Source organism: Rapidithrix thailandica (genome assembly GCF_039710355.1).
GTDB classification, from domain to species: Bacteria; Bacteroidota; Bacteroidia; order Cytophagales; family Flammeovirgaceae; genus Rapidithrix; species Rapidithrix thailandica.
The window spans coordinates 817,703-842,022 of record NZ_JBDKWZ010000001.1 but is presented as its reverse complement, the minus strand read 5'-3'; the positions used below and the strand labels follow the sequence as shown (position 1 = coordinate 842,022).

Annotated in this window: 20 protein-coding genes and 1 tRNA gene; 9 read left to right on the top strand and 12 right to left on the bottom strand. The window is 40.0% G+C overall.

Going from position 1 to position 24,320, the window contains the following annotated elements:
- Positions 1–460: 460 nt before the first annotated feature.
- On the top strand, positions 461–1,762 hold the full coding sequence (locus tag AAG747_RS03145) for a Gfo/Idh/MocA family oxidoreductase (RefSeq protein ID WP_346819668.1): 1,302 nt from the start codon (positions 461–463) through the stop codon (positions 1,760–1,762).
- Positions 1,763–2,500: 738 nt separating this feature from the next.
- Here AAG747_RS03145 and AAG747_RS03140 read toward each other — a convergent pair.
- A complete protein-coding gene (locus AAG747_RS03140; RefSeq protein ID WP_346819667.1) occupies positions 2,501–4,342 on the bottom strand; it encodes an alpha-L-fucosidase in 1,842 nt (613 codons plus the stop codon).
- Positions 4,343–4,803: 461 nt separating this feature from the next.
- Here AAG747_RS03140 and AAG747_RS03135 point away from each other — a divergent pair, with 461 nt between their 5' ends.
- Positions 4,804–5,679 carry a helix-turn-helix domain-containing protein gene (locus AAG747_RS03135; protein WP_346819666.1) on the top strand — a complete coding sequence of 292 codons (876 nt, stop codon included), beginning with the start codon at positions 4,804–4,806 and terminating at the stop codon, positions 5,677–5,679.
- Between the two features lie 250 nt (positions 5,680–5,929).
- Here AAG747_RS03135 and AAG747_RS03130 read toward each other — a convergent pair.
- Together AAG747_RS03130 and AAG747_RS03125 are read right to left on the bottom strand one after the other, a co-directional pair.
- A tRNA-Gln gene (locus tag AAG747_RS03130) sits at positions 5,930–6,002 on the bottom strand.
- A gap of 208 nt (positions 6,003–6,210) precedes the next feature.
- Positions 6,211–6,684, bottom strand: coding sequence for a hypothetical protein (locus AAG747_RS03125; protein ID WP_346819665.1), 474 nt, complete (start codon positions 6,682–6,684; stop codon positions 6,211–6,213).
- Positions 6,685–6,822: 138 nt separating this feature from the next.
- Between AAG747_RS03125 and AAG747_RS03120 the strand changes: the two genes are divergently transcribed.
- The gene (locus AAG747_RS03120; RefSeq protein WP_346819664.1) at positions 6,823–7,269 is read left to right on the top strand and encodes a type I restriction enzyme HsdR N-terminal domain-containing protein; all 447 of its coding nucleotides are present in this window, start codon (positions 6,823–6,825) and stop codon (positions 7,267–7,269) included.
- A gap of 148 nt (positions 7,270–7,417) precedes the next feature.
- On the opposite strand, the gene AAG747_RS03115 is transcribed toward AAG747_RS03120, so the two are convergent.
- Both AAG747_RS03115 and AAG747_RS03110 read right to left on the bottom strand, forming a co-directional pair.
- Positions 7,418–8,452 carry a glycoside hydrolase family 73 protein gene (locus AAG747_RS03115; RefSeq protein ID WP_346819663.1) on the bottom strand — a complete coding sequence of 345 codons (1,035 nt, stop codon included), beginning with the start codon at positions 8,450–8,452 and terminating at the stop codon, positions 7,418–7,420.
- Between the two features lie 132 nt (positions 8,453–8,584).
- The gene (locus tag AAG747_RS03110; RefSeq protein ID WP_346819662.1) at positions 8,585–8,917 is read right to left on the bottom strand and encodes a 2Fe-2S iron-sulfur cluster-binding protein; all 333 of its coding nucleotides are present in this window, start codon (positions 8,915–8,917) and stop codon (positions 8,585–8,587) included.
- Positions 8,918–8,940: 23 nt separating this feature from the next.
- Here AAG747_RS03110 and AAG747_RS03105 point away from each other — a divergent pair, with 23 nt between their 5' ends.
- The gene (locus AAG747_RS03105; protein ID WP_346819661.1) at positions 8,941–10,368 is read left to right on the top strand and encodes a hypothetical protein; all 1,428 of its coding nucleotides are present in this window, start codon (positions 8,941–8,943) and stop codon (positions 10,366–10,368) included.
- Between the two features lie 77 nt (positions 10,369–10,445).
- Here AAG747_RS03105 and AAG747_RS03100 read toward each other — a convergent pair whose 3' ends face one another.
- The 4 genes from AAG747_RS03100 to AAG747_RS03085 form a co-directional block, all read right to left on the bottom strand.
- On the bottom strand, positions 10,446–10,946 hold the full coding sequence (locus tag AAG747_RS03100; RefSeq protein ID WP_346819660.1) for a hypothetical protein: 501 nt from the start codon (positions 10,944–10,946) through the stop codon (positions 10,446–10,448).
- A gap of 71 nt (positions 10,947–11,017) precedes the next feature.
- Positions 11,018–11,809 (bottom strand): (Fe-S)-binding protein, encoded by a 792-nt coding sequence (locus tag AAG747_RS03095; protein ID WP_346819659.1) that lies wholly within the window; start codon positions 11,807–11,809, stop codon positions 11,018–11,020.
- Positions 11,810–11,896: 87 nt separating this feature from the next.
- Entirely contained in the window at positions 11,897–13,276 is a 1,380-nt protein-coding gene (locus AAG747_RS03090) for a 4Fe-4S dicluster domain-containing protein (protein ID WP_346819741.1), read from the bottom strand.
- 844 nt (positions 13,277–14,120) lie between these two features.
- Complete coding sequence (locus AAG747_RS03085) at positions 14,121–15,071, bottom strand: helix-turn-helix domain-containing protein (RefSeq protein ID WP_346819658.1); 951 nt, start codon at positions 15,069–15,071, stop codon at positions 14,121–14,123.
- Between the two features lie 100 nt (positions 15,072–15,171).
- Between AAG747_RS03085 and AAG747_RS03080 the strand changes: the two genes are divergently transcribed.
- From AAG747_RS03080 to AAG747_RS03070, 3 genes are read left to right on the top strand one after another with little or no spacing between them, the layout of a single operon-like run.
- Positions 15,172–15,933: an HmuY family protein gene (locus AAG747_RS03080; protein ID WP_346819657.1), complete on the top strand. Its 762-nt coding sequence runs from the start codon at positions 15,172–15,174 to the stop codon at positions 15,931–15,933.
- Positions 15,934–15,948: 15 nt separating this feature from the next.
- Complete coding sequence (locus tag AAG747_RS03075; RefSeq protein ID WP_346819656.1) at positions 15,949–16,683, top strand: hypothetical protein; 735 nt, start codon at positions 15,949–15,951, stop codon at positions 16,681–16,683.
- 28 nt (positions 16,684–16,711) lie between these two features.
- On the top strand, positions 16,712–17,713 hold the full coding sequence (locus AAG747_RS03070; protein WP_346819655.1) for a hypothetical protein: 1,002 nt from the start codon (positions 16,712–16,714) through the stop codon (positions 17,711–17,713).
- 287 nt (positions 17,714–18,000) lie between these two features.
- Here the strand turns inward: AAG747_RS03070 and AAG747_RS03065 are convergent, their stop codons facing one another.
- Positions 18,001–20,898 carry a PD-(D/E)XK nuclease family protein gene (locus AAG747_RS03065; RefSeq protein ID WP_346819654.1) on the bottom strand — a complete coding sequence of 966 codons (2,898 nt, stop codon included), beginning with the start codon at positions 20,896–20,898 and terminating at the stop codon, positions 18,001–18,003.
- A 76-nt stretch (positions 20,899–20,974) separates the two neighbouring features.
- Complete coding sequence (locus AAG747_RS03060) at positions 20,975–21,502, bottom strand: O-acetyl-ADP-ribose deacetylase (RefSeq protein ID WP_346819653.1); 528 nt, start codon at positions 21,500–21,502, stop codon at positions 20,975–20,977.
- A 258-nt stretch (positions 21,503–21,760) separates the two neighbouring features.
- Between AAG747_RS03060 and AAG747_RS03055 the strand changes: the two genes are divergently transcribed.
- Positions 21,761–22,264 carry an HNH endonuclease gene (locus tag AAG747_RS03055; RefSeq protein WP_346819652.1) on the top strand — a complete coding sequence of 168 codons (504 nt, stop codon included), beginning with the start codon at positions 21,761–21,763 and terminating at the stop codon, positions 22,262–22,264.
- Positions 22,265–22,280: 16 nt separating this feature from the next.
- On the opposite strand, the gene bcp is transcribed toward AAG747_RS03055, so the two are convergent.
- Positions 22,281–22,733, bottom strand: coding sequence for a thioredoxin-dependent thiol peroxidase (gene bcp / locus AAG747_RS03050; RefSeq protein WP_346819651.1), 453 nt, complete (start codon positions 22,731–22,733; stop codon positions 22,281–22,283).
- Between the two features lie 335 nt (positions 22,734–23,068).
- On the opposite strand from bcp, the gene AAG747_RS03045 reads away from it, so the two are divergent.
- Complete coding sequence (locus AAG747_RS03045; protein ID WP_346819650.1) at positions 23,069–24,214, top strand: glycosyltransferase; 1,146 nt, start codon at positions 23,069–23,071, stop codon at positions 24,212–24,214.
- Positions 24,215–24,320: the final 106 nt, after the last annotated feature.

Below are 24,320 nucleotides of genomic sequence, written 5' to 3'. Positions count from 1 at the left end.
GGCTTCACGGGGGGCAAAAATAGTCTAAATAATTGTAAACCAAAACTTTGAAAAAATCACAAAAAGTCAATTCCAGGAAAATAACAATGTACTTATTTAAAAACAAATGAATAGTTTTCACTATTTCTCTTAGGCATATATGCCTATTTTTTTATAACATAACTCACTATTAATTAAACATTTACAAGGTTCCCTACCCATTTGGGGAAAAGTAACCCAAAGAGCTATTTTCACTTCCGGGGATTCCTAAAAAAAATTCAATCCAAAATTTATAAAAATTAAAGCCAAGTAAAACACTGTCACATCATTGTGCGACTTACAGTGTGGATATTCTACACATTGTTATCGAATAACAATTACACAATTTTCCCCATCAACATTCTTCTCAAGATTTTATACATTTGTATAGAGCCTATCAATCACAATGATTTCTTAAAATTTATAATGAACAAAAACGAAAATGAGAAAAAACGAATCCGTCTCTAGACGCAACTTCATCAAAACTACAGGATTAGCAACAGCCGGTGGAGCCATTGCCTTGAATATGGGTTTATCCAACCCTAGTTTAGGTAAAGGCTCTGATACATTAAAAGTGGGCTTAATAGGATGTGGTGGAAGAGGATCAGGAGCAGCCAACCAAGCCTTAAATGCAGACCCCAATGTAGTGTTAACTGCTATGGCCGATATTTTTGAAGATCGCCTGGAAGAGTCTTATGCAAACCTTAAGAAAATTCACCCTGATAAAGTAAAAGTCTCAAAGAAAAACAAATTCGTAGGATTTGATGCTTATCAAAAAGTGTTAGAATCCGGTGTAGACGTTGTTTTATTAGCGGCTCCCCCTGCCTTCAGACCCGAGCATTTTATGGCATCCGTCAAAGCAGGAAAACATGTTTTCACCGAAAAACCAATGGCGGTTGACGCTCCGGGTATCCGCAAAACCCAAGAGGCAGCCCGTTTGGCCAAAGAAAAATCCCTTTCCGTAGTGGCCGGGTACTGCTGGCGCTTTCATTACCCCAAGCGCGAAATCATGAAACGGATACATGAAGGACAAATCGGAGATGTTAATTGTATCTATGCCAGCCAAAACGCAGACCTTTACTGGCACAGAGACCGCAAACCCGGATGGTCGGACAATGAATATAATATGAGAAACTGGGGCCGGTTCAATTGGATATCCGGTGATATGATTGCTGAGTTTGCTGTTCATACTCTGGATCTTTTGTCCTGGGCCATGGGCGACAAAGCTCCTATCAAAGCGACTGGTACCGGAGGAAGACAGGTTTATCAAGATGGTGTGATCGGAAATAACTTTGATCACTTTGCCGTCATGTTTGAATATGAAAACGGGGCAAAAGGCTTTCACTTTAGCCGCAGACAGAATGACTGTGACCGAAGCTATGGGTTAGACATTGTTGGAACCAAGGGACAAGCTTTGATCGACTGCTCCAGAAACAAACATAAAATTACCGGTCCTGAAAAGTGGAGGTTCAAAGGCGAAGACAATGAAATGTACCAAACGGAACACGATGAATTGTTTGCCGCGATCCGCAAAGGAGAACCGATCAATGACGGAGATTGGATGTGTAACAGTACGATGCTTGCCATTCTTGGACGATTGGTCGCCTACACCGGTAAAACCATTACTTGGGAAGAAGCACTCAACTCGGAAGAAGTTTTCGGGCCTCCTACCGAATCATACAGTTGGGATATGAAATGGCCGGATATCAAAGAAGCACAACCGGGCATTACAAAGTTCTATTAATTCGAACTCCTTATTCTAAAAGACTCCCAAAAGCTACAACTCTCTCAGGGTTGTGGCTTTTTTATTGGCAATAAAAATATTAACCCAGGCTGATCGCTCCTTTATTATTCACTTTCGCCCTGCTTTCAAACAAAAAAAGCTCCACTCATCAAGAGTAGAGCCTTTTCCTCTAACTAACAATTAAACCAAATGTAATAAATCATAGATCTAAAGTAAGCAATAATCTTAACATTGTCAATTAAATTAACATTTTTAAGTTATTTTTTTAAACAAAAATAACATCAACTGCTTTACAGAATTTCTTCATTCAAGTTTGTAACAAAGGCTAAGCACAAACAGGTTACGCTTATAGCTGCCTATATATGCAAAAAAACTCTTCCCAAACTGAGAAGAGCTTTGAATGTTTTTGTACTTATATCAATTACAATCCCTATCACAAATATATACGTAGCTTTGCAAAGCTCCTTGACTTATAGAAGTCAAAATTGACTCAACGATTAACTTCTCTGGTGAGGAGAGTAAACTTTCAGGAAGTAAGCCAACAAAAGAAATATTGAGAGGGGATTGAAAGAGTATTTCTAAGAACCCAGAAATAAGAGCATGTTGAAATTTCATCTATTGAGCTAAGAGTTTCCATTTCAGGAACCCCCGCGTATCATTTTGAATGACCGCCCCCCCCGATGGCCCCCCACAACGAACTTTAAACATACTCTAAACCTAAACCCATTCATATAATTTCTACTTAGCATATATGCTTACCTTATTCAAATGTAAAATTTGTGTACCTTCTCCTGACAAGCCTAGTTTTATGTACCGGGTTTTTACCCCAGGAACTTCCGCCCCCATACTTTTCGTGGTGAGGACGATACTCCATTCCTCTTTGGCTTCTTTAGCTTGCCATTGCTTGGTCCATTGTTTTCCATCATTTGATGTCCAGAGAGATAGGTTTTTAGCCCGGTCCTGACAACAAGCCTTACGATTTTTAACCATCAGACCATGAACTTCCTCCTCCTGACTCAAGTCAAATATGACATATGGATTTATTTCTTCTTGGGTGTGAAAGGCATAGTCCTCCTCATTAATTTCTAAAAAGAGCTTTGGCTCGTCTTTTGCAAAATGCCATTTCTGATTATTAGAACTTGTGTTGTAAGAAATGCCTTCAAAAAGCCTCCTCAGGCCTGAAACTTCAAAAATATTTAGTTCTTTTTTCATCTTAGGCCCCATTTCTACTTCTTCATCAAACTCCAGCTCAATCACAGTAACAGGACCTTCATATTGAATACCGGTCAATTCAAATGAGAGTAAATCTTGATGAACCGAAAAGGCTACCTTGTTATCAGTTCCGAAAACCCGTGCATTTACAATTTGTTGCTGGAGTTTCGGAAGGTATAATTTGTCCACATTTTGATCAGTAATCATTAACCAAGCTTTTTTACCTTTTCTTGTACTTACTCCATGCTTGAAGGGATAGAATGGCCCTCCGCGGGTGCCGTAAATAGCCTTTTGATGTTTATTGAGCCAAAGTCCCAATTCATCCATTAGAGCGATCTGTTCCGCTTCGAAGCTTCCGTCAGGCCTGGGTCCCAAGTTGATCATGTAGTTACCGTTATTACCTACTACACTTACCATATCAAGAATCAATTCATCACCCGTCATCAGCACAGGATCATGATTGTAGCCCCATTGGGTCTTATCTATGGTGACCCACGCCTGCCACGGGTGGTCAAGCCATGAAGTGATATTGTTCCCATGGTTTACAAGGCGTTCTCTCTCCTGATAATCGCCTGCATATTTCTGTCCATCCATGTACAGATGATTGCCACTGCCTTCACTTCTTCTTCCTATGTCTATTCTTGAGCTTAGTAATACATCCGGCTTTACCTCATGAAAACGCCTGTACAATCTCGACCCTACTTCGTGGGTATAGGTATCGTCCCATTCTCCATCAAACTGAATGAATTCCACTCCATATTTTTCAATCAGCTCGATCACCTGGTTTTCCATAAACCGGTAGTACCTCTCCAAGTTGGGACTATCCTTTTGTTTTTCGATCAAGGGACCCGGCCCTCCGTATTGGTAAGGTGCCCAATCAGGGTGATACCAGTCCAGGTTGGAATAATAGCTACCAAACATGATATCGTTTTTCTTACAGGCCTTGCTCAATTCGGCCATGATATCAATCTTTCGTTTGGCATTTTCCATATCATAAGGGGTATAATCAGAATACCACAAACAGAAGCCATCATGATGTTTTCCGGTTGGAGACATATATTTGATGCCCCATCGCTTCATCAGCCATACCCATTCATTGGCGTCAAACTTTACAGGATTGAATTGTTTGTAAAAGTTATCATAGAATTCTTTCTTAATTCTGGAATCACGCGACCAGCTGATCTCTTCGGCTCCCAATGCCGAAGGCCCCCAATGAACGCTCAGCCCTACCCTCCGGTCCATCCATCTTTCCTGTGCTTCCTTTGGGGCTTTCAAGTCGGGATTTAAGTCACCGCCACCACTTAACTGGGCTTGTGATAAGTGAATTATACTCATTAAAACGAAAACAAGCAGTATTAATCTTTTCATGAAATTATCAATTGAGAATTACTAATTGCGTAGCAGAAAATATTTCATTTACTGAGGATCAAAAGTATTGAGAATCCCCTCAAAATATTTGAGCAATCGATGCAAATATTTGATGAATAACGACATGATAATTTCTGAAATGGCCTGATCCCGTAGGTTTAGTTAAAAAAATAAAAGCGGGATTGGGACTAGTTTTCTATCGTAGCGTATCTTTAAGAACATATTTAAATTTCACCTTTTGGACTAAAAAACTCTCATTTCAGGAACCTCAGTTCATCATTTTGAGTGGCCGGTATTCCGGTGGCCGGCACTCCGGTGGCCGGCACTCCGGTGGCCGGACCATCAAAATAAATTACCTAAGAATTCGAAATTTTCGCTACTAAAGGAGCAGAAGAGCCTCTCCGCAACGATTTTTAAAAAAGTTCTTTGTGTAAAACAAAAATATCAAGATTACTAGTAACATGAACCCAGCCCTATCAGACCACATCATAAAAGTAGAAGTAAAAAATATAGGCTTATCAAAGTTTGACAATGACTATAGTTGTCAAACTTTGATAAGCCCCATTTCAAGAATTTACTTAATTACCCAAGGTGATGGCTGGGTTCAAATTGCCGATGAGAAAATCATACTTGCCCCCGGCCACCTGTATTTGATTCCGAGTTTTACTTCCTGTTCGTATTTTTTTAACAAGAACCTAGAGCATTATTATATTCATTTCAGAGCAGAGCTAATGAGTGGGCTTAACGTTTACAGCCTTTTTAATACAATTCGCCAATTAAAGGCCAGCAAGCTTGATTGGAGCCTGTGTGAAAGGCTGTTAGAATTAAACCCAAACCTACAATTGCCCAGTATAGACCCTAAAATCTACCAGACAAAAGAATGGCTCAGCAAACCAAATAAGAATCAAACTCTTTCTCATATATTCGAATCCAGAGCTATTGTTGAGCAATTATTGTGTAAGTTTATTAAGCCTAGGGTAAACGCTAATTACTATGATCTTATGAGGTACAATCTCAACCCGGTATTATTGTATATACAAAACCATTTATCGGAACCGATTCTAGTACATAATTTGGCTAAAATGATTCATTTGTCACCGGATCATTTTTCGAGGATATTTAAGAAAATAGTGGGCTATTCCCCCGGAGACTTTATCATTTTTAAGCGTTTAGAAAAGGCAAAGCTTCTTCTGTTAACAACTGATAAACCAATAAAAAACATCATTGAAGAATCGGGGTTCAAAAGCTTGGCTCATTTTTCAAGACTATTTAAAAGTCATACTTTACTGACACCTTCACAATATCGTAAAATGAGAGGGGACAGGTGGTTCCGGTAGGTTAATCCGACTCATTGGGTTTCATATTTTTGATTTGATATCAAAAAATCAACCTTTCAAGCAAGAGCATAACCCCTGCTTTATCCGGCCTGTATTAACTGGCTCATAAAGAAAATCCACCGCTATATTTAAAGTAAAATTTACCATCGAACTATTCGGGTAAATGTATTCTCGCGCGCTATCTATCAGCTTAACAGTTTGTCAGAGCATAAAAAAAGTCGAAGTTGAAAATTTCAACTTCGACTTTTTGTTGTCCCACTAGGGCTCGAACCTAGACTCTTCTGAACCAAAATCAGACGTGTTGCCAGTTACACCATGGGACATTGGATTAATGATTTTGCTTATTCAGCTAATCCGTTTCCTTATTTGCGTGAGCAAAAGTAGAATAGTTTTTTCAATCTGCAAAACATCTTTTAAAAAAAATTTCTACCCTATACACCATCCACTCCCAGAAAACACAACAACCAAATCAATTTCAAGGAGTTACAAGCAACAGTAAATAATAAAAAAAGTTCAATTTTTATTATTACGCTACTGCATTTGCAGAATCCGGTTGGTCATTTTGACAAACTCTTCCATTTCCTGGCTTTTTTCATCCAAAAAAACATTCAGCTCTGATCCGTATAATTCCACTTTCAATTGATACACGCCACGCAAACCGTAATAAAACAAGAAGCTGCCCAATAAAACAATGCTAAGGGCTGTCCAGGCTACCAGGATATTACTATACAAAGCCACCAAGGCTAATGGTGCGGTAATCCCTCCGATGACCAAAGGCAAAAACAACCTTTTAAAACTCAAGTGCAAAGCTTTGATTTGGGTTTTTCTTAATACCCTAAAAGATTGAGGCTGCGAGATCTTCAATAGGTTATCAGACAAAGAAATCCAGCTTTTCTCATTAAAATGACAGGTTGCCAAGGTATTTTCCCAGGTCCTGATCCAAGGGTATTGATAGGAATAATGGTAGTAATACCCATTGGAAGCCTTTGTACTATCTTTATCCATATAGAGATAGTGGCTTTCATTTTTCCCTTCCGGAACGATATGATATTGACAATTCAAGGTAACTCAATAAACTTATGACGAAAAACAACTAGATTTGACCTTTGTACAAGAAACACCCAAATCATTTACTCATTCAAAGTGCTCCAACTCAACCTCCCTACATACGATTATAAAGTTCAAAAAAGAGAAAACAAACTCTTTATTCAGGATATTATCCGAAAAAAATACGTACGGCTCACTCCCGAAGAATGGGTCCGTCAGCATTTCATTCACTTTCTGCTAAGCGCCAACTACCCCAAAGCGCTGATCAGTGTAGAGTCGGCCCTTACTTATAACAAGCTCAATAAGCGAAGTGATATTTTGGTATATGACTCTTCCGGCCTTCCCTTTTTCTTGGTGGAATGCAAAGCCCCCAATGTGAAACTCACCCGGGATACCTTACAACAAGCCCTGGTCTACAACAGCGTACAACAAGCTTCCTTTGTTGCAATTACCAACGGATTACAGCATTTCTTTTTCAAAGTGGACTATCTCAATAACAAATTCGAGGGCATTCCACAACTTCCTCCCTATCCTCGCACATAAAATAAAAAGACGAGTAGCCAAACAGCCACTCGTCTAAAGATAGATAGTTTGATTGTTAAAGCGGTATTTTTAATAAGAATACCATTGGACACTATTGAAAATCTTCTTCATCAAAGGTAGCTTACCTAACGATGTTGTTTCCCAGCTTTTAATAATCCAGTAAGTCCAGGTGATACCGTTGGATAATTTTTTTAAGCAATTGCCCATAGATAGGCGAAGTGGCATATCCTACCCCTCCGTATTTCGTTGAACCGATTTTGTCAGCCCAGGCTTTATAATTTCTTCCGTTGACAAAGAGCGGAGAGTACCGGTTATTCGTATTCAGAAAGACGGAATGTGCTCTAAACGACTCCCAAGGCGTACCATAACTTGCAAAGTGGTCTTTAATCAGGCATTTATACAAGAGCTTGCCATCTTTATAGATTTTCTTTTTAGCGACTACCTTGCTTTTATTCCGTTGATATTCATTCCAAGTATAGTACTCAGTAGTAATTTTCTTCTGTGTTTTGCGGGTTTTATCCTTGATGCCAAAGTAATTGTTATTGACAACTTTCCGTCCATAGGCCGTCTCCAAGGCCGACTGGGCAAGCTTGATAGAGGCCGGTACATTGTATTTAATCTGTTCCATCAAGGCCGTTTCAAACTTTTTCAGATCGACTGTATCCGTAAAATACTTAAAGACATGCTTTTCGACTTTAATAGTTTGAAAAACTGTTTCGACAAATAAACTGCTTATTTTTTTATTCAACTCCAATAAGGTCTGGTCATCCAGTTGATCCAGGCGAGAAGCTTTGTTTTTGATCAGGTATTTAGATACGAGCAATTGCTTTTGTACGGTAAATCTTTCCCGGGTATTAGCCGTATTTACCGTTTTGAGAAAGTTATCCAATTCATCCATATGATCCAGGGCAAAGCCCACAACATCGTCTTTATAAGGATCCTCCATCTCATTTACATAAGAATTCTCTGTAATATGAGTGGTATTGCTAGTAGGCTGAGGATAGAAAAAACTTTGAAGAACAATTACTCCGAGCAATACACTGACTATAATCATGAGGCGCTTGTTCAGCACAAATACGATTACCTTGCCTTGATACCCGAAGTAGAAGTTTCGCCCGCTGTACCCCAATTGGACAGAAGAGCCTTTGACTTTAACCGGAAGAGTGAATTTATACTGTTTCATAACCGCTTGCTTATTAATTCTTAATGAAAAACTTTACCCCGTTTAATTCATAACAAAATTAAGACACCCTTTTATCAAAGTCAATATTTTTAACATTATTTTGTTTAAAAATTTAACAAATTATCTCTTGCGCTATTCTTCCCCATATTCCATATGTTTAAACTGACACATCTTGGGAATACGCACTTCCACTTCCCCTTCTTCTCGGAAGGTGGCCTGGCAAGTCAGGCGTTCATGGGCTTTCAAGCGGCCTAAATCCCTCATTCTTTGCTCTGATTGAGTCAGTTCGGACAGTACTTCTCCTCCTTTTACCACTTCTACCCGGCAAGATGTACAGCGCCCTTTTGCCCCGCAGGCATGCATCCAATCAATATTGTGTTCCTGTATTTTTTTTAATAAGGTTTCTGATTTATCTTTAAATGATAAAACCAAGTGCTTGAGATTTTTTACGATCAGGTAACTCATACTCATCATTAAATCAATTACTTATGGAAGAATTAAGGCCGGACTTATCTCCAATACATCAGTATGCTCAAAAATTTGCCAATATAATCTGTGACAATTTTTTCAAAAGCCAGCCTTTTATCCACGGCAAAGAAATTGTAAATCTGACCCATATAAAACAGGTCAACCTTTTTATTGTAAAAAATATTTTTGAGGAATGGCTGAAAGAGGCTAAAAAAATACACAGCCCCTTCTTTGATTATACCGCCCCGGAAGTCAAGCAGACCATTAACTTGTTGATGAGTAAGCTTTCGCAACATATCCGCATCAAAAGAATCCATTTTGAACCCTTATTGCAAGAGGCCATAGCCGATACCATGTTGTTGCAGTTTTACCCTCAGGACTTCTTTGAGAAACTCTTCTTGGAGTACCCTAAAAATATCAGTACCTCAAAACATATACTTCCGCTACGCAAATACATCGCATTACACGAGACCGTCACCGAAGCCGTATTTTCCAAATTCAGAGACTTGGATGAATCCATTAAGCGCAAACGGGCGGCAAAAATTGCCACAATGGTAGTGGATGAGCAACAGCAGCAACTGGAAAAGCCTTATGATTTGATTCAACAATTCAGTGAAGTGCTCCCGGTGGGAATCTACGAGCTCGTGCCTGATTATAAAGACATACAAGAGCAGGAAGAAGAAGAGCCCGAAGGCAATTTCTTGGATTTTGATGAGGTCCCCCATTTTACCATGGATGAGATGGTAAGTAAAGAGAATGAGGAGAGGCAAAAACTCTTCGAACTGGAACGCCTTCAAAACGAGGAAGACAACCTCGACAAGGAATTTGACCAAATCTATGAAACCTCTAACCGCTTTCGAAAAGAGTCGGAAATAAAAGGCCAAGATCCGGAAGAAGAGGCTATCCCTCAAAAAAGCGCGGCTCCAAAAGAAGAAGAAACCTCCAATAGCCCGGATTTATATTCGATTGAATACGAAGGTTCTTTAAGAAAAGAAACCCGTCATAACCTCAAACCCGGTGATATTCCCGAAGAGGATTCTCCTCAGGGAAATGACTATTCCGGTACTGAGCAATCTACCGTATTGGACCAGTTGCACCAAAAAGACTCCCCTTCTACTACCCCGGACAATCAAAAACTGTTTGCCCACGAAGAGGAGGAAGAGGAAGCATCCACCCATTCGCCTTTATTGGCTAAACTTGGCAATCAACAGACCCAGTCCATCAAGGACATCATCTCCCTTAATCAACGATTCAAATTCCAAAATGAATTGTTTAATGGAAACAGTGAAGAATTCAATATAGCTTTAGAGCGAATTGACCAATGCGGTGATTATCACAAAGCCATTACCATTATTAAAGAAAATTATCTTCGTCCGAATAATTGGGACTTTGAAGCAGACGCAACCAAAGAATTTCTGAGTTTGATCAGTGTCCGCTTTCAGGATTAAAGCATGACGGAGACATTCAAAAAGAAAGGGAAGAAACTTTTAGGTTTCTTCCCTTTCTTTTTTATAAACATTTCTTATCAGACGGAGGCCTTTTTAAAATAACGGGACAACCAACTCTCACCTGCTTTTACTTTCCAGCCTTGACGGAAAGTCTCCAGGCTCTGATCGCTATTATTCAACAATAATGATTCTTCGTTGATCACTCCCTGAGTAACAGCTTCTTTTAATTTGGAGAAGTGCAATACAAACACTTCCTCTTGCTCATTTAAAAAGGCAACTTGCGAACGGTCCAACAAGCTGATTTGTAAGCGTTGTTCCAAATCTCTGATGACCGCCACCGATTTATCGATAGAGCAACCGGATGCGGCATTATAGGCTTCGTCTACTGCCAAAACGATAAACTGTTGGTATTGCACTTGAACCGCCCCTTTCAACGGTGCGCCATGGGCATCCCAAGCTTGAATAAAACTTTCAATAGTGGATTGAACCGTTTGGACTTCTTCCTCATTCAATTGCCGGCTACTTTGATATATCCATACTCTGGATTGGCCTGACAGATCTTCTATATTAGCTAACATGGTTGGTTATTGCGTTTGGTTGTAATGATGAATTTACTTGCAAAGATAGTAAATGCTTCAAGGAAAATATATCAATCAACTTGAGAGATCGCTACCAACTCGGCAATATCCAAGACCTTAACTTCTTTCTCTTTTTCTTTATTCTTCACCCCATCATGCAACATGGTCATACAAAACGGGCAGGCGGAAGCCACCACTTGAGCCCCGGTTTCCAAAGCTTCTTCCGTACGTTCAATGTTCACTTCTTTGTTTCCTTTTTCGGCATCTTTAAACATTTGTGCTCCTCCGGCTCCACAACAGAACCCACTCTTCCGGCAGCGTTTCATCTCCACCAGGTCAGCCTTTAAAGCCTTTACCACCTCCCGGGGGGCTTCATAAATATCGTTGGCCCTTCCCAGATAACACGAGTCGTGATAAGTTATCTTTTTCGATTTCAATTCATGATCATCCGAAACTTTCACCTTGCCGGAATCCATCAGTTGTTGTAAAAAAGTAGAGTGGTGAATCACCTCATAATTTCCTCCCAGGGCGGGGTACTCATTTTTCAATGTATTAAAACAATGTGGACAAGCCGTTACGATTTTTTTTACTTGGTAAGCATTGAGCACTTCCACATTGGCCATTGCCTGCATTTGAAACAAAAACTCATTTCCTGCTCTCCGGGCCGGATCTCCCGTACAGCTTTCTTCCTGACCCAATACCGCAAAACTCACTCCCGCCTTGGTTAGAATTTTTACAAATGCTGCGGTCACTCTTTTATAGCGGTCGTCAAATGATCCGGCACATCCTACCCAAAACAATACTTCCGGCTGTTCGCCTGCCGCGGCCATTTCGGCCATGGTTTTTATTTTTATAGCGCTCATTGTCTGTGTTATTTTTTGGTGATTAATTGGTTGTACTGAAGCGGGACCTTTCCCTTTCAAATTTGAAAAAGGTACTCCTCTATACGATTAATTATGCCCGGTCTCACTATTCTCTTTTGGTTCCTCTTCCCGTTGTAATTCATCCGCCCATTTAAAGCGTTCGGTAGCAGGAAAAGCCCAAGGAGCTGCATTGTTTTCTATATTGGAGAACATTGCGTTCCAGGCCGCAGGAGTTCCGGATTCCTCCATGGCTACATAGCGTCTCAATTGCAATATGATGCTCAAAGGATTAATCGTTACCGGGCACGCCTCCACACAAGCGTTACAGGTGGTACAGGCCATCAACTCTTCTTTGGTAATATAATTACCATACAAAGTATCCTCATCCGTATACTCTTTGCCCTCTTTATCAATTTTACCTCCCAGTGCTTCCATACGATCGCGGGTATCCATCATAATCTTCCGGGGAGATAGTTTCTTTCCGGTAATATTAGCCGGGCAAACAGCCGTACAACGCCCACACTCCGTACAGCTATAGGCATCCATCAAATTTTTCCAACTCAGATCCGTCACATCTTTTGCTCCGAAAGTGCCGATCTCTTCTGATTCGGCAGCAGTATCGGCTGCCAATCCCATGGCTATTTTTACTTCTTGAGTGACCGTCTCCATATTTTCCATCTCTCCTTTAGGTCGTAAGTCGCCAAAGTATACGTTTGGAAATGCCAGAATGATATGCAAGTGTTTGGAATAGGTAATATAGATGGCAAAACCCAGGATACCGGCAATATGTACCCACCAGGCTACCCGCTCAACGGTTAGTAACATTCCCGTACTCAGGTTGTCGTAAAGAGGGACAAACCATTGACTCACGGCAAATGCACCTACATTCGTATAATGGGCGTCTACATATGCCATATCGCCGATACGACTTTGCAAAATACTGTCGGCTGCGTTCATCGTGTACAAGGCAAACATTAACGCTATTTCCCAAATCAAAATGATATTCGCATCGGAAGTGGGCCAGCCTTTCATTTCGGGTTTGTGAAAGCGCCCTACCTTTAAGGCATTTCTCCGAATTAAAAATATCGCACAAGACAGGACAACGCCCAAAGCCAGGAATTCAAATATCCCTAAAAAAGCCCTGTAAACTCCGGCACTCACCAAAGGAGCAAACAAACGGTGCGTTCCCAGCACTCCGTCCAAAATGATTTCGAGGATTTCAATATTGATAATGATAAAACCGGCATAAATGGCAAAATGCAAGAAGCCCACAATGGGTTTATCAAACATTTTTTTCTGACCGAACGCTAAGAGCAAGGTTCTTTTCATGCGTTCACCTTTTTGCTCCACGGCTCCGGTTTTTTTGCCCAATAAAATATTGCGCTGAATAAACCGGATTCGCCTGAACAGCAAGAAAGCCGCGAAGGCTAACAATCCCAAAAAGGCAATTTGTTGTACAAGGTTTATCATAATAGTGTTAATTTATGGTTGGCTATTTCGGGTAAGCAATATATAAAATTTTGTTATGCATGCATAACATTTTAACGAGAATTTATCTCGATTACGAACTTTTACTCAACTGTTTAGTTGCTCAATCCTCCGAAAATATCAAACGGATATAGTACCATTGGTTAAGGGTTTATTGATAAAGGGCTTGATTTTTTGCGTTCAAGCTCCACCCGAAGCAAAACAGTATCCTTGGGAGGATCAGCCATACCGAATGCAATTAGAGCAAGAATGGATATGAAAGCAACGCTTGGCTTCACTTCTTTTTGACAGTGGTAAACCCCGGTTACCTCAAGGCGGCCAAACTACTTCCCAGCCCGCTTCACATAGCAATCCAAATTACAGAGTATTGGTGAAATGGCAAAATAAGCAAGCAAAAGACATTAATTTCTCTTAAAAGATACTCCCAAAAACCATTTGGATAATAGCCCCCTGTTAGCGGTTCAAAAAGAAGGGGGATTCTTTTTTATAAAACATTGGAGTTGGAAACATGCAGATTCGAGGTTAGGAGTTTCTTGGTAAGCTTAGAAAGAGCAAAGGAACCAACTAAATATCAACGTCAAAGAAAGACTCTTTTGGGCAAATAATTACAGACACTTGCTTGTCGGCTGTCAGAGCATTTTAACTTTTCTGCAATACCTATGCGACAAGCGTTTCAACAAGTTTCATTTTTCTATCGCTTACGAAGTTTAATCTCCTTTCATTCTTTTCGAACTTGAAGTTAGCCGCCTCCCATCATTAGAAAAGTATTCATCCCAAGCCTTACACAGCCCCCATTGGCTATAACGGAACTCGACTGTGAAATTCATTTTATTTGTTTCCCTCTACAGTATTTTGGAGTATAATGAAAGTGTTTTTTAAAGGCCTCTGAAAAATGAGTGGCATTTTTATAGCCTGTTCTATCCGCGATTTCATAGATAGGCAAAGACGTTTTAATTAAGAGTTCTTTTGCCAAATTCATTTTTGCCGATTTAATGTATTTTGCTACTGAATCTCCTGTGAGCTTTGAGAATTCTTTATTTAAAACAAAATTGCTAATTCCTGTATTCTTATTTAAATCATCCAGGGTAAGGTTCAAATGCAAGTTCTGATCAATATATTTTTTAATATCGTAAGCACTCTTTATATACAGGTCTTGATGTACCGATTCACTTTTCGCTAAGCTTTCAATTAAAATTGATAGTAAAGCAACACATTTATATTCCACATATAAATGAAAGCATAATTTTTTCTTAAAAATAGCCGCTTCTAACTCAAAAACAGACAAAATCCCCTCTTGCGAAATATTACTTTTAAAAATGGTTCCGGCATTATTGTACAAAAAAGCAGGATTGTACTTTTTCAAATATTCTTGCGTAAAAGAGATCTGTATCATATAGAAGGGGGTCTGTTTTCCGAATTTAATGGACATATGCCCTTCCTTTATCACTTGTAGGTACTGCATGAAAGGTTCATATAGGGTTTCTTCCCCGGAACATTCAGACCTTAAGATATAGCATCCTTTTACAATGTAAGTGGCTTGTATAGAATTGATTTGAGCTGTAAATGCTATTTCCACACATTTTTTAAGTGTAATATCTAATATATACAATCGTATGCCATCTGTGGTAAACGTATAGATATTCCCTTGCCCATACTGTGTACTTACAGAAGCGGTTGTCACTTTAATACTCTGCCTTTCAGTATATTCTACATCTGTACCTATTCTCCTATTTAACTCGCATCCAAGCGAATTTATCTCTCCGTTTAAAGTCATTACTGTTTTGCGTCTTTTTTTTTAAATAACCCGTCCGCATTAATCGAGTGCAAAGATATAATTTCGCAATTATTATTTAGACCAAATAAAAATAAGTTATATGAAACGATGTATGATAGGATTCATTCTTATACAAATGCTCACCTTTAGTTCATGCTCAGATGACGAGTCCATGGAAATTGTCAAGCCAAAAGGCCACTTAGAAACGCATGTGGTCACCAATCTGATAAGTGGTGCCGGATCTGATGACTACTCAGACATAGCAGATCCTATTTACTATAACCTTGAGGAAAATAAGATTGTAGACAAGGCGCTGGCTCAAACCTCACAATGGGATATAGAACTCTCCGGGGCTTTTAATACCTCCATAAAGCCCAATAATAAACACGACAAGCACTCAGCAGGATACCAAGGAGCAGGAACCTCAGAAATATTCTTGTATAAAGACCCTGAAGTAGAAGCAGATTATTTTGATGAGACTGAAATCATGCCTAAACGAATGCCCGAAAGAGCCCTGTCAGATAAAGTATTTGATAACTTATCAGAAGTGCCTGCCGAGAATGAAATGGTGCAAATGTCTGAAATAGGACTGAATCAATTTATGTCCGCACAAGAAGACGGTTGGTGCTTTTACGATATGGGAGGGCTTCTGTTTCCTGAGGCAGGCCCTGAGAAGCATCATGTTATTTACGCGCTTCCAAGATGTATTATAGTAAAGACTAACAAAGGAAACTATGTGAAACTCATTATGCAGAGTATTTACCAAAATAACCCAGAAAACCCGGATAGAAGTCATAAACCCGGGTATATCAATTTCAAATATACCATTCAAAAAAACGGAACAACTGGTTTTACTAATTAAAATAAATCATAGAATATGAAAGAGGCTATATTCTTATTCCTTACACTCGGAATTCTTACAACATCATGTACCAAAGAGGAGTACATAACTCCGGAGGATCCTTACCAAAGGAAAATATCATCTTTTAAAGTGGTAAATACACCCGAAGTGCTTGAAGCTACTGTAAGTGAGACTGACAAACAAATTGTTTTGGTTTTACCCTATTACCTAGGCTTAACCGCCGTGGAACTGGATATTAAAGCACTTGATGGGTATACACTTATCGATAACCCGCATAATGATCTAATTGAAGATGTGACGGAGTATCTATTAAACAAAAAAGAACCACTTATCTACACGTTTAAAAATGATAAAGGAGAACTGTTTAATTACTCATTGAAAATGAAGGCATACCAACCCGATATTTCAGTGAATGAGCTGTACAATGAAGGAGACCCTATGAAAGAATACCCAAGAACGGCGAAGGTAGATTGGGGAGATGGGCCTCAAGTATATGAAAACAGCATATGGTTTCGCTCAGGAGATATCATAAAAAGAGTAAATGGTACCGAAGTTACAAAAGTGTTTTTTATTGATGCGCAGGGAAATGAATTCGAATTAAAAAATATATCCACAAGTAGAACGGGCATTTACGCTTATTTCCCTGAAAACATGGCTCTAGGAGAGTATCATATCAGAGTAGAAAATTACTCTAAATCGGTTGCACTAGAAAGACCTGTGAGATTAATTAAAATGTACGGAGAGGTTTAATGAATTGTCAATTTAAAAAACAAAAACGATGAAATTGTTTTCAAAGATAAAAGCAGCCGGTTTAATTCTTTTATGGATTTTCACTTCTTGTTCTACAAATGAAATTCTTAGAGAGCTTCCATACGGCAATATTAATGAATTTACAGTGAACCTGGAAGACGAAATTATTTATGCCGAGATAACAGAAACAGAGCTGATTATAAATTGGCCTTATAACATAGAGATTCCTACTAAAATAGCACCCTCTATTAGAATCTCTGAAAATGCTACAATTCAACCGGCCTCAGAAGAAGCAATAGATCCTACTCAGGATATCGTTTACAAAGTAATAGCGGAAGATGGTTCGGAAAGAAGCTATTCCTTAAAAATAGATTATTTACAACCTATTTTGAAAATAGAAGAGATTGCAACTCCGCTAGAGGCCAGTTTTAAACATGATTACGTAATTTCAGGAGAAGGACTTTCTAAAAATAAAGACCAAAATAAAGTCTTTTTGGTGTCTGAAGATGGCTCGAAAGAATATCCGCTTAAAATAGACGAGGTTTATGCATATAACGATAATGGCTATGCAGATAAAATAAAAGTACGAATGCCCAAAGTAGAAGATGTACAAGCAGGGAAGTACAAAGTAAAAATAACGTTAGGAAATCGCTCTGACGTTTCGGATAATGTATATTTCGATTTAAAAGATTTAAAATTGCCCTACATTACAATACCGGAAAACATGATTTCTGAAAAAGAGGGAGTAAGGTGTATGGTGCTTGACAGTTGGGAGCAACATGTGTTGAATGGAGACAATTTAAATACCCTCAATGCATCGCAAATTTTCTTTTTATGGAAAGCTTCAAATGGTCAAGGAACAGCGTCTTCAGAAATTTCCATAGTTGATGAAAATACCATAATGTTTACAAAATCACCTTGGGCTGATGCTAACAAACTATACCAAAAGGCCTATATAGAATATCAAAACGATGTTTCTGTATACCTAAGAGACGAAAATGGTGAATTTGTAGGTATATATTTTGAGTAAGCGCATACCCTAAATACATTTCTATCAACAATATACCGATAAAAATCAAGTGGCCGTAGCATGAAAGCCACTTGATTTTTTTGCTTTCTGGTTGTGCGCAAGAGAAGATTATTCCGAATCCGGCCGGGACTTTTGGAGTGTAAACGCTGTTTGAATCAGGAATACTTCACGATTGAAGCGAACTGGCGTTTCGCAGCGGGCTACTCAGTCGGTTTGGCGAGGAGGGTTTTGTTTTCCTATTGAATAGCGAATAATTCATACCCGCCCAAAAAACCTTCTGACTCCTGTTAACTACCCAAAAGATACGGTTGAAAATCAGACGGTTCTTCTGAAAAGCTCTTACCGGCATCCATGGCATCCTTGACAAAGACTCTTAAAAAAGATTCCACATATGCTAAAAACTCCTGTTGATCTTCCGGTTCATCCTGTAGGCGGTACTCAATAAATCCGCTATTGATCTGACGGAAGAAATAAAACCCGGAACTTACTTTCAACTCTTCCGGTCGTAACCCTTCCGGCAATTGGCTGTTCAAATCCCCTCGTAACAGGGCTTTAATCAGCAAGTATTTATAAATCAGTAATTGAACAATTTTTTCTTTTTCAGGATTTAAAAACAATTCATCCAGATTTTTGGCCTTTAATTTATGCTCGATAAACCCACCGGTTTTATAATCTACAATCCGTAAGGTATTCCCCACAATGTCAATCCGGTCGGCCTTTCCGGAAATTCTCAACACTACCCGGGGGGCCTTCGGCAAACTCACAGGAACGGGAGCATCCAAAAATTTCTCTACACATACGATATAATACGAGTTTTGCTCGGTGGTTTGCTGAAGCAAAAACCGGTTGATCAGCCGCTCTGCCACTTTGAACAAAAGATAGTTTTTACCTCTGTCCATCACAATCCGGCCCATTGCTTCATCGATTACCTCTTTCATCACTTCCCGTATATAGGCCTTACTTTTCGAAAGGTTTTTCAAATCCTCCCCTGTCAGGTACTTCGATACATAAGGCATCAATAGCTTCTCCAACGTATTATGTACCAAAGTCCCGAAGTTTTTTTGCTCCAGGTTTTCCTCTACTTCCAAGGTATCCTCTATTTTCATGACACTTTGCCTGAAAAACTCCACCGGGCATTTAATATAGGTATTGATCGCGGAGGGGCTGACTCCCTTCTGAAAGGTCAGCTTTGCCCGTACTTTTTGCAGTACTAGCGGTGTTTTTTCAATCACCAACAATTGATTTCCCCCGGAGGGATTGGGCAAACCGAAATCCCGGTAATTCAACTGGATATTAGAACTTCTTTGCAGCTCATTTTCCAACTGAACCAAAAAACGGCTCTTTTCACGGGCATTGTCCAAGGTGTTGGGATCTCCATACACCAAAAAGATTTTTTTTGCCCGGTGAAACAACCTGAAAAACGTATAGGCATAGGCCGCATCATTATCCTGATGGGTTGGCAAACCCATCTCAAGCCTTACATCAAAAGGGATGATAGAATCCAGTAATTTCCCTTGCGGCAAGGTCCCTTCGTTACAAGACAAGACGATTACATTTTCAAAATCCAAGGTACGGCTTTCCAACATACCCATTACCTGAATAGGTCCGATAGGCTCCCCGGTAAAAGGCACTTTGGTATTACGAATAATTTCAAATAAAAAATGCTTGAGAGTTGGAATGGAAAGTTGCCCTTTAATTTGTGGTAAAATATTTTGTAAACGGACCAGCTTGGTAAAAAACTGAAACAAAAACTCATTTTCAGGCCCTTTGGTTTCCTGAAAGTAAGTGGAGAGTTTACCCGTCAAGGTCATAAAGTAACCAAGGGCCTGTGCCACCTTTCCTCGCCAAGGGCGGAAAACTACCTCTAACAAAGGGTGAAAAGCCTCATGTGCAATCAACTCTTCATATTCGAGAAACACCAGATTATTCTGTTTGACCCAGGCAATCAACTCGAAATTTTTCTGTTGAGCATCTTCATCTACTTGAAGGTACGGATGACTTAACAGGCGGAGGAGGTCTTGATAATAGATCTTCCATGCACCGTTTGCCTCAAACCGGATGTTTTGTTGCATAAGAAAAAGATGCTTTAAAAGATCGAAGAACGGAGTTTTCTCCAAAGACACTCCCATGGTAATATTGACCAAACCGGACAAGTCCAAACCCTGTTCGTCAAACTCCGGCAAAGCATGTAACAAGGGGGCTAATAATGACTCATCGGGAAGCAAAATAGCCGTATGACTCACTGCATTTTCAAAGCTTTCCACCTTGTCTTGGCTAATTTCTTTTTGCACCAGTTTTTGCAAAAGCTTTCCGGCAATTTTAGCCTGGATCACTTTCCCACCGGCATTGATCACTTCGACTTGTTTTCGCTCCGAATGGATATAATTTTCTTTATACAAACGGGGTTCTTTGAGCCAGGTATTGTCAAATCGCCTGAAGTACTCACCGGCTTCGTGTACGTATTTGTCTACATACCAGCGGTCCGCATCCCAATAGGTCACCGCCTGTTTCATCGCGATGAGCTTCTTGATAATTTCCTCTTCTACTTTGGAAAGTTGACTGAACCCGGCAAACACCACCGTTTCAATCCCCAGCTCTTGTACTTTTTCTTCCAAATGTTCGGATACCCAGCGAAAAGCCATCCCTTCATAACACTGGCCCTGCTCAAGCAAACGCTGCTTAAAGCAGTCGTAAGTCTTATGCAAGTGTTGCCAAAACGCCAGGTAATCAAACAAACTGTTATGACTTTCATTACTTTCCTCACCCAGGTCTATCCCCCAACGCTCCAGTGCTTTTACTTCCTCAAGGTATTCGAACAGCTTTTCTACTTTGTCCTTGTCAAGGTTGCGATCGATCATATTGAAATCCCTGAGAATGGCAGTACCCAAAGGGACAAAGGCATCGAAGGTATGTTTTTCATCCTTATCAAATTGCTTATACGTCTCAAAGAGAGTAATCAGTAACTCCACATGGTCTTGTACTTCCAGGTTGCTCAATTCCATCACAAAATCCTCCATTGAGTACACAAAGGGAGAAAACAAAGGCTGTTCGGCTACTCTAGAAAGGAAATATTTAAAATACACACAAGCCCTCCGCGAAGGCAAGACAATATATAACTGACTGATTTGAGAGCCGTGTTGTTCGTATAAATCTTGGGCAATATGTAGTAGGAAAGGCTTTTTCAAGGCAATAATACAATTAATAAGAGAATTGACAATTTTCACCGGCTTACCAGAACGATAGTGAGGGTTTCCGTAGTCACTATTCTATTTCCAGCAACTTTTTGTAAAGCTCATAATTCTCCGGATTGTGACAAACGAAAATCACTTTTTTCACATAGCGGCATTTTACCAGTTGGGAGTACATTCCGTCTATGGCAATGCCTGCGGCCAACTCTTTGGGAAAACCATAGATCCCGGTACTGATATTGGGAAAGGCCACCGACTTTAACTGGTATTCATCCGCAAGTGCTAAGCTATTGATATAGCAATTTTTCAATAGTTCTTTTTCTCCGCTCTCACCACCTTTCCACACCGGCCCTACCGCATGAATGACGTATTTGGCTTTTAACAGTCCGGCTGTAGTGATGACGGCCTCTCCGGTCTTACAGCCTCCTAATTTAATGCGTATCTTTTTACAGGCTTCGGCTATGTCCGGCCCGCCCGCAGTATGGATGGCACCGTTGACTCCGTACTCCCCTCCGGCCAATAACGCAGTATTGGCGGCATTCACAATCGCCCCTACTTCCATAGTGGTAAGGTCTCCCTGAATAAGTTCTACATCATACATATTTCAAAATAATTTTTCTCGGTAATTTTTTGAACAAACGGCCTCTACATGGGTCTAATCCAAAGAAACATACTTTTGGTCCGGTTGATGACTTAAAGGTATAATAATTTCTTCAACTGCCTTCTTTGATTCTTTGAAAGGAATCCATTATTTTCAGTTTTTTGTTATACCAAACACATAAAAGAACGGAAGAGGGAGTTTGTTGCCGGATTTGTATAATGCCGGCAAGGAGGTTGGAAACAATTTAACACCCTTACAATGACACGAAAAGTATTAATCTTAAATGCAGACTACCGGGCCATTTCCATCTGTAATGCCTACAAAGCATTTTTGTTGGTGTATTTGGGCAAGGCAGAAGTCATCCGGAAGGTTCATGATGTCTTTCTTCATAGTGTGAACCGGACCTTTGACATGCCCTCGGTCATCCGGCTTCAACATTATGTAAAAATCCCCTACCGGGGAGTCATTCTGACTCGTCAAAATATTTTCAAAAGAGATGGGAATCGTTGTGTTTACTGTAATTCCAATGAAGACCTGACACTGGACCACGTCATTCCGAAATCCCGGGGAGGAAAAACTACCTGGAACAACCTGGTGAGTGCTTGCAAAAGTTGCAACTCCAAAAAAGGGGACTACCTGCCGGACGAAGTAGATATGCCCTTGCCCTATCAACCCTACAAACCCTCCTTTATCGTCTTCCTGAAGCATTTTTCAGGTGTCAAAGACGATAGTTGGCAGCCCTATCTGGAGATAAACAGATAATTTGGCTGCCAATTTTTTATACCCCTAAGATCTGATTTGTGTGATCTTTGGTTTTCACTTTTTTAAAGATTTCTGCTATTTTTCCTTCCTCGTCAATGATAAATGTGGTACGTAAAGTCCCCATATACTTTCTTCCGTACATATTTTTCTCTCCCCAGGTCCCGAACAATTCATGAACTTTTTTGTCCGTATCGGCAATCAACCGAAAGGGAAGACTATGCTTTTCGATAAACTTCTGGTGAGATTGCTCACCATCCGGACTGACCCCTAGGATTTCATACCCTTTCTCTAGCAAACTTGTATAGTTATCGCGTAAGTTACAGGCTTCGGCAGTACATCCCGGAGTATTATCCTTCGGATAGAAAAACAAAACCAGTTTTTTGCCTTTAAAATCCTCTAATTTCACGACTTCTCCATTTTGGTCCACGCCTTCAAAGGCTGGGGCGGCTTGCCCGACTTCTAATGCCATAGTTTTAATTCGGTTTTTTGGATACATTTATTTTAATTCTGAAGTGGTTTAAATTTATAGTTTTTGACCGAAGATGAAATCAAAACCGGCTCATCAAGGCACTTTTTGAAGAGAATAGCCAAAGACTATTGTTGAAAAAAGTAACACAGAGGAGGCGTTTTTGAAACATTTTTTAGCAAAAAGAAAAAGGTTAATTCACTTCTCTTCTTCAAATGAAGCATGCAAAGAGGAGCTTTTCAAATTTTCAGGAGAAAACCTTTAAGCAATTGAATTTCTTACGGGGGATGAGGAATTTTTAAAAAGCCTCTCTACATTTGAGCCATCAACAGAATCGTATGGACTTACTTTACCTCTCATTATTCATCCTTCATCTGCTGTATTTACTGTTCAATCTGGTACTCTGGTATGGTTGGCGGAAAATCCCTCTTTTACCGACTCCGCAAAAACTGAAAAACCCTCCTTTCGTCTCTGTGATCATAGCTGTCAGAAACGAAGAAAAAAATATTCCCGGACTTCTTTCCGACCTTGCCAAACAAGGTTATACAAACTTTGAGGTCATCCTAGTGGATGATCACTCTACAGATGACACCTACCGGCAAATTCAGCAAAATATGGACGCGTTTCCACATCCCATCCGTTTGCTTTCTTTGGAACAACAACCGGTCAGAGGTTTGGCCTTTAAAAAAGCGGGCATTGCACTCGGAATTCAACACAGCCAAGGGGAACTCTTACTTACTACAGACGCGGATTGCCGGGTAGGTCCTAACTGGCTCCAAGGTATCGCCAATGTTTATCAACACGAAAAGGCCCGCTTGTTAAGTGGAGGAGTATGTTTTCACCAAGAAAAAAACCTCTTTGAGAAATTACAAACCGTTGAATTTCTCAGTTTGATCGGCTCCGGAGCTGCCAGCATGGCTTTTCAAAAACCGAATATGTGTAACGGAGCAAACCTGGCTTATACGGCACAAAGTTACCGGGAAGTAAACGGTTTTGAAGCCCATCGGCATATTCCTTCCGGTGATGATGAGTTTTTGATGCATAGCATCCATGCCCGTTATCCCGGTTCCGTACAATTCGTCAAAAGCCGGGATACCATCGTTTGGACCCGGGCCAAACCAACTCTTCGAGAGTTCATCCGACAGCGAAAGCGTTGGGGCAGTAAATGGAAACATTACCATAACCCACCCGCCCTGGCAATGGCCGTATTGGTATTTGCGTTTCACCTTAGTTTCATACTCTGCTGGGGCTTGCTTCTGAGTGGATATCTTACTATTCTTCAATTACTCAGTTTACTTTTGATAAAATTTACCGGGGAATTTCTTTTTTTATCGGATGTACTTACTTTTTTTGGAAAGAAACACTTTCGTAAATACCTTCCCTTGCTTACACTCTTACATCCTTTTTATATTGTAAGTGTAGGGCTATTGGGTTCATTCGGATCGTATCAATGGAAAGGCAGGCAACATACATCCAAAAAATAAATAACAAAAGTACTCAACACGGTAATGTCATTGCCGCATTTACCGGAAGAAAGTAGCCCTTGAAATAATAGGCAAAAAAGTTTTACAACAACGAAAAAGATTAAAT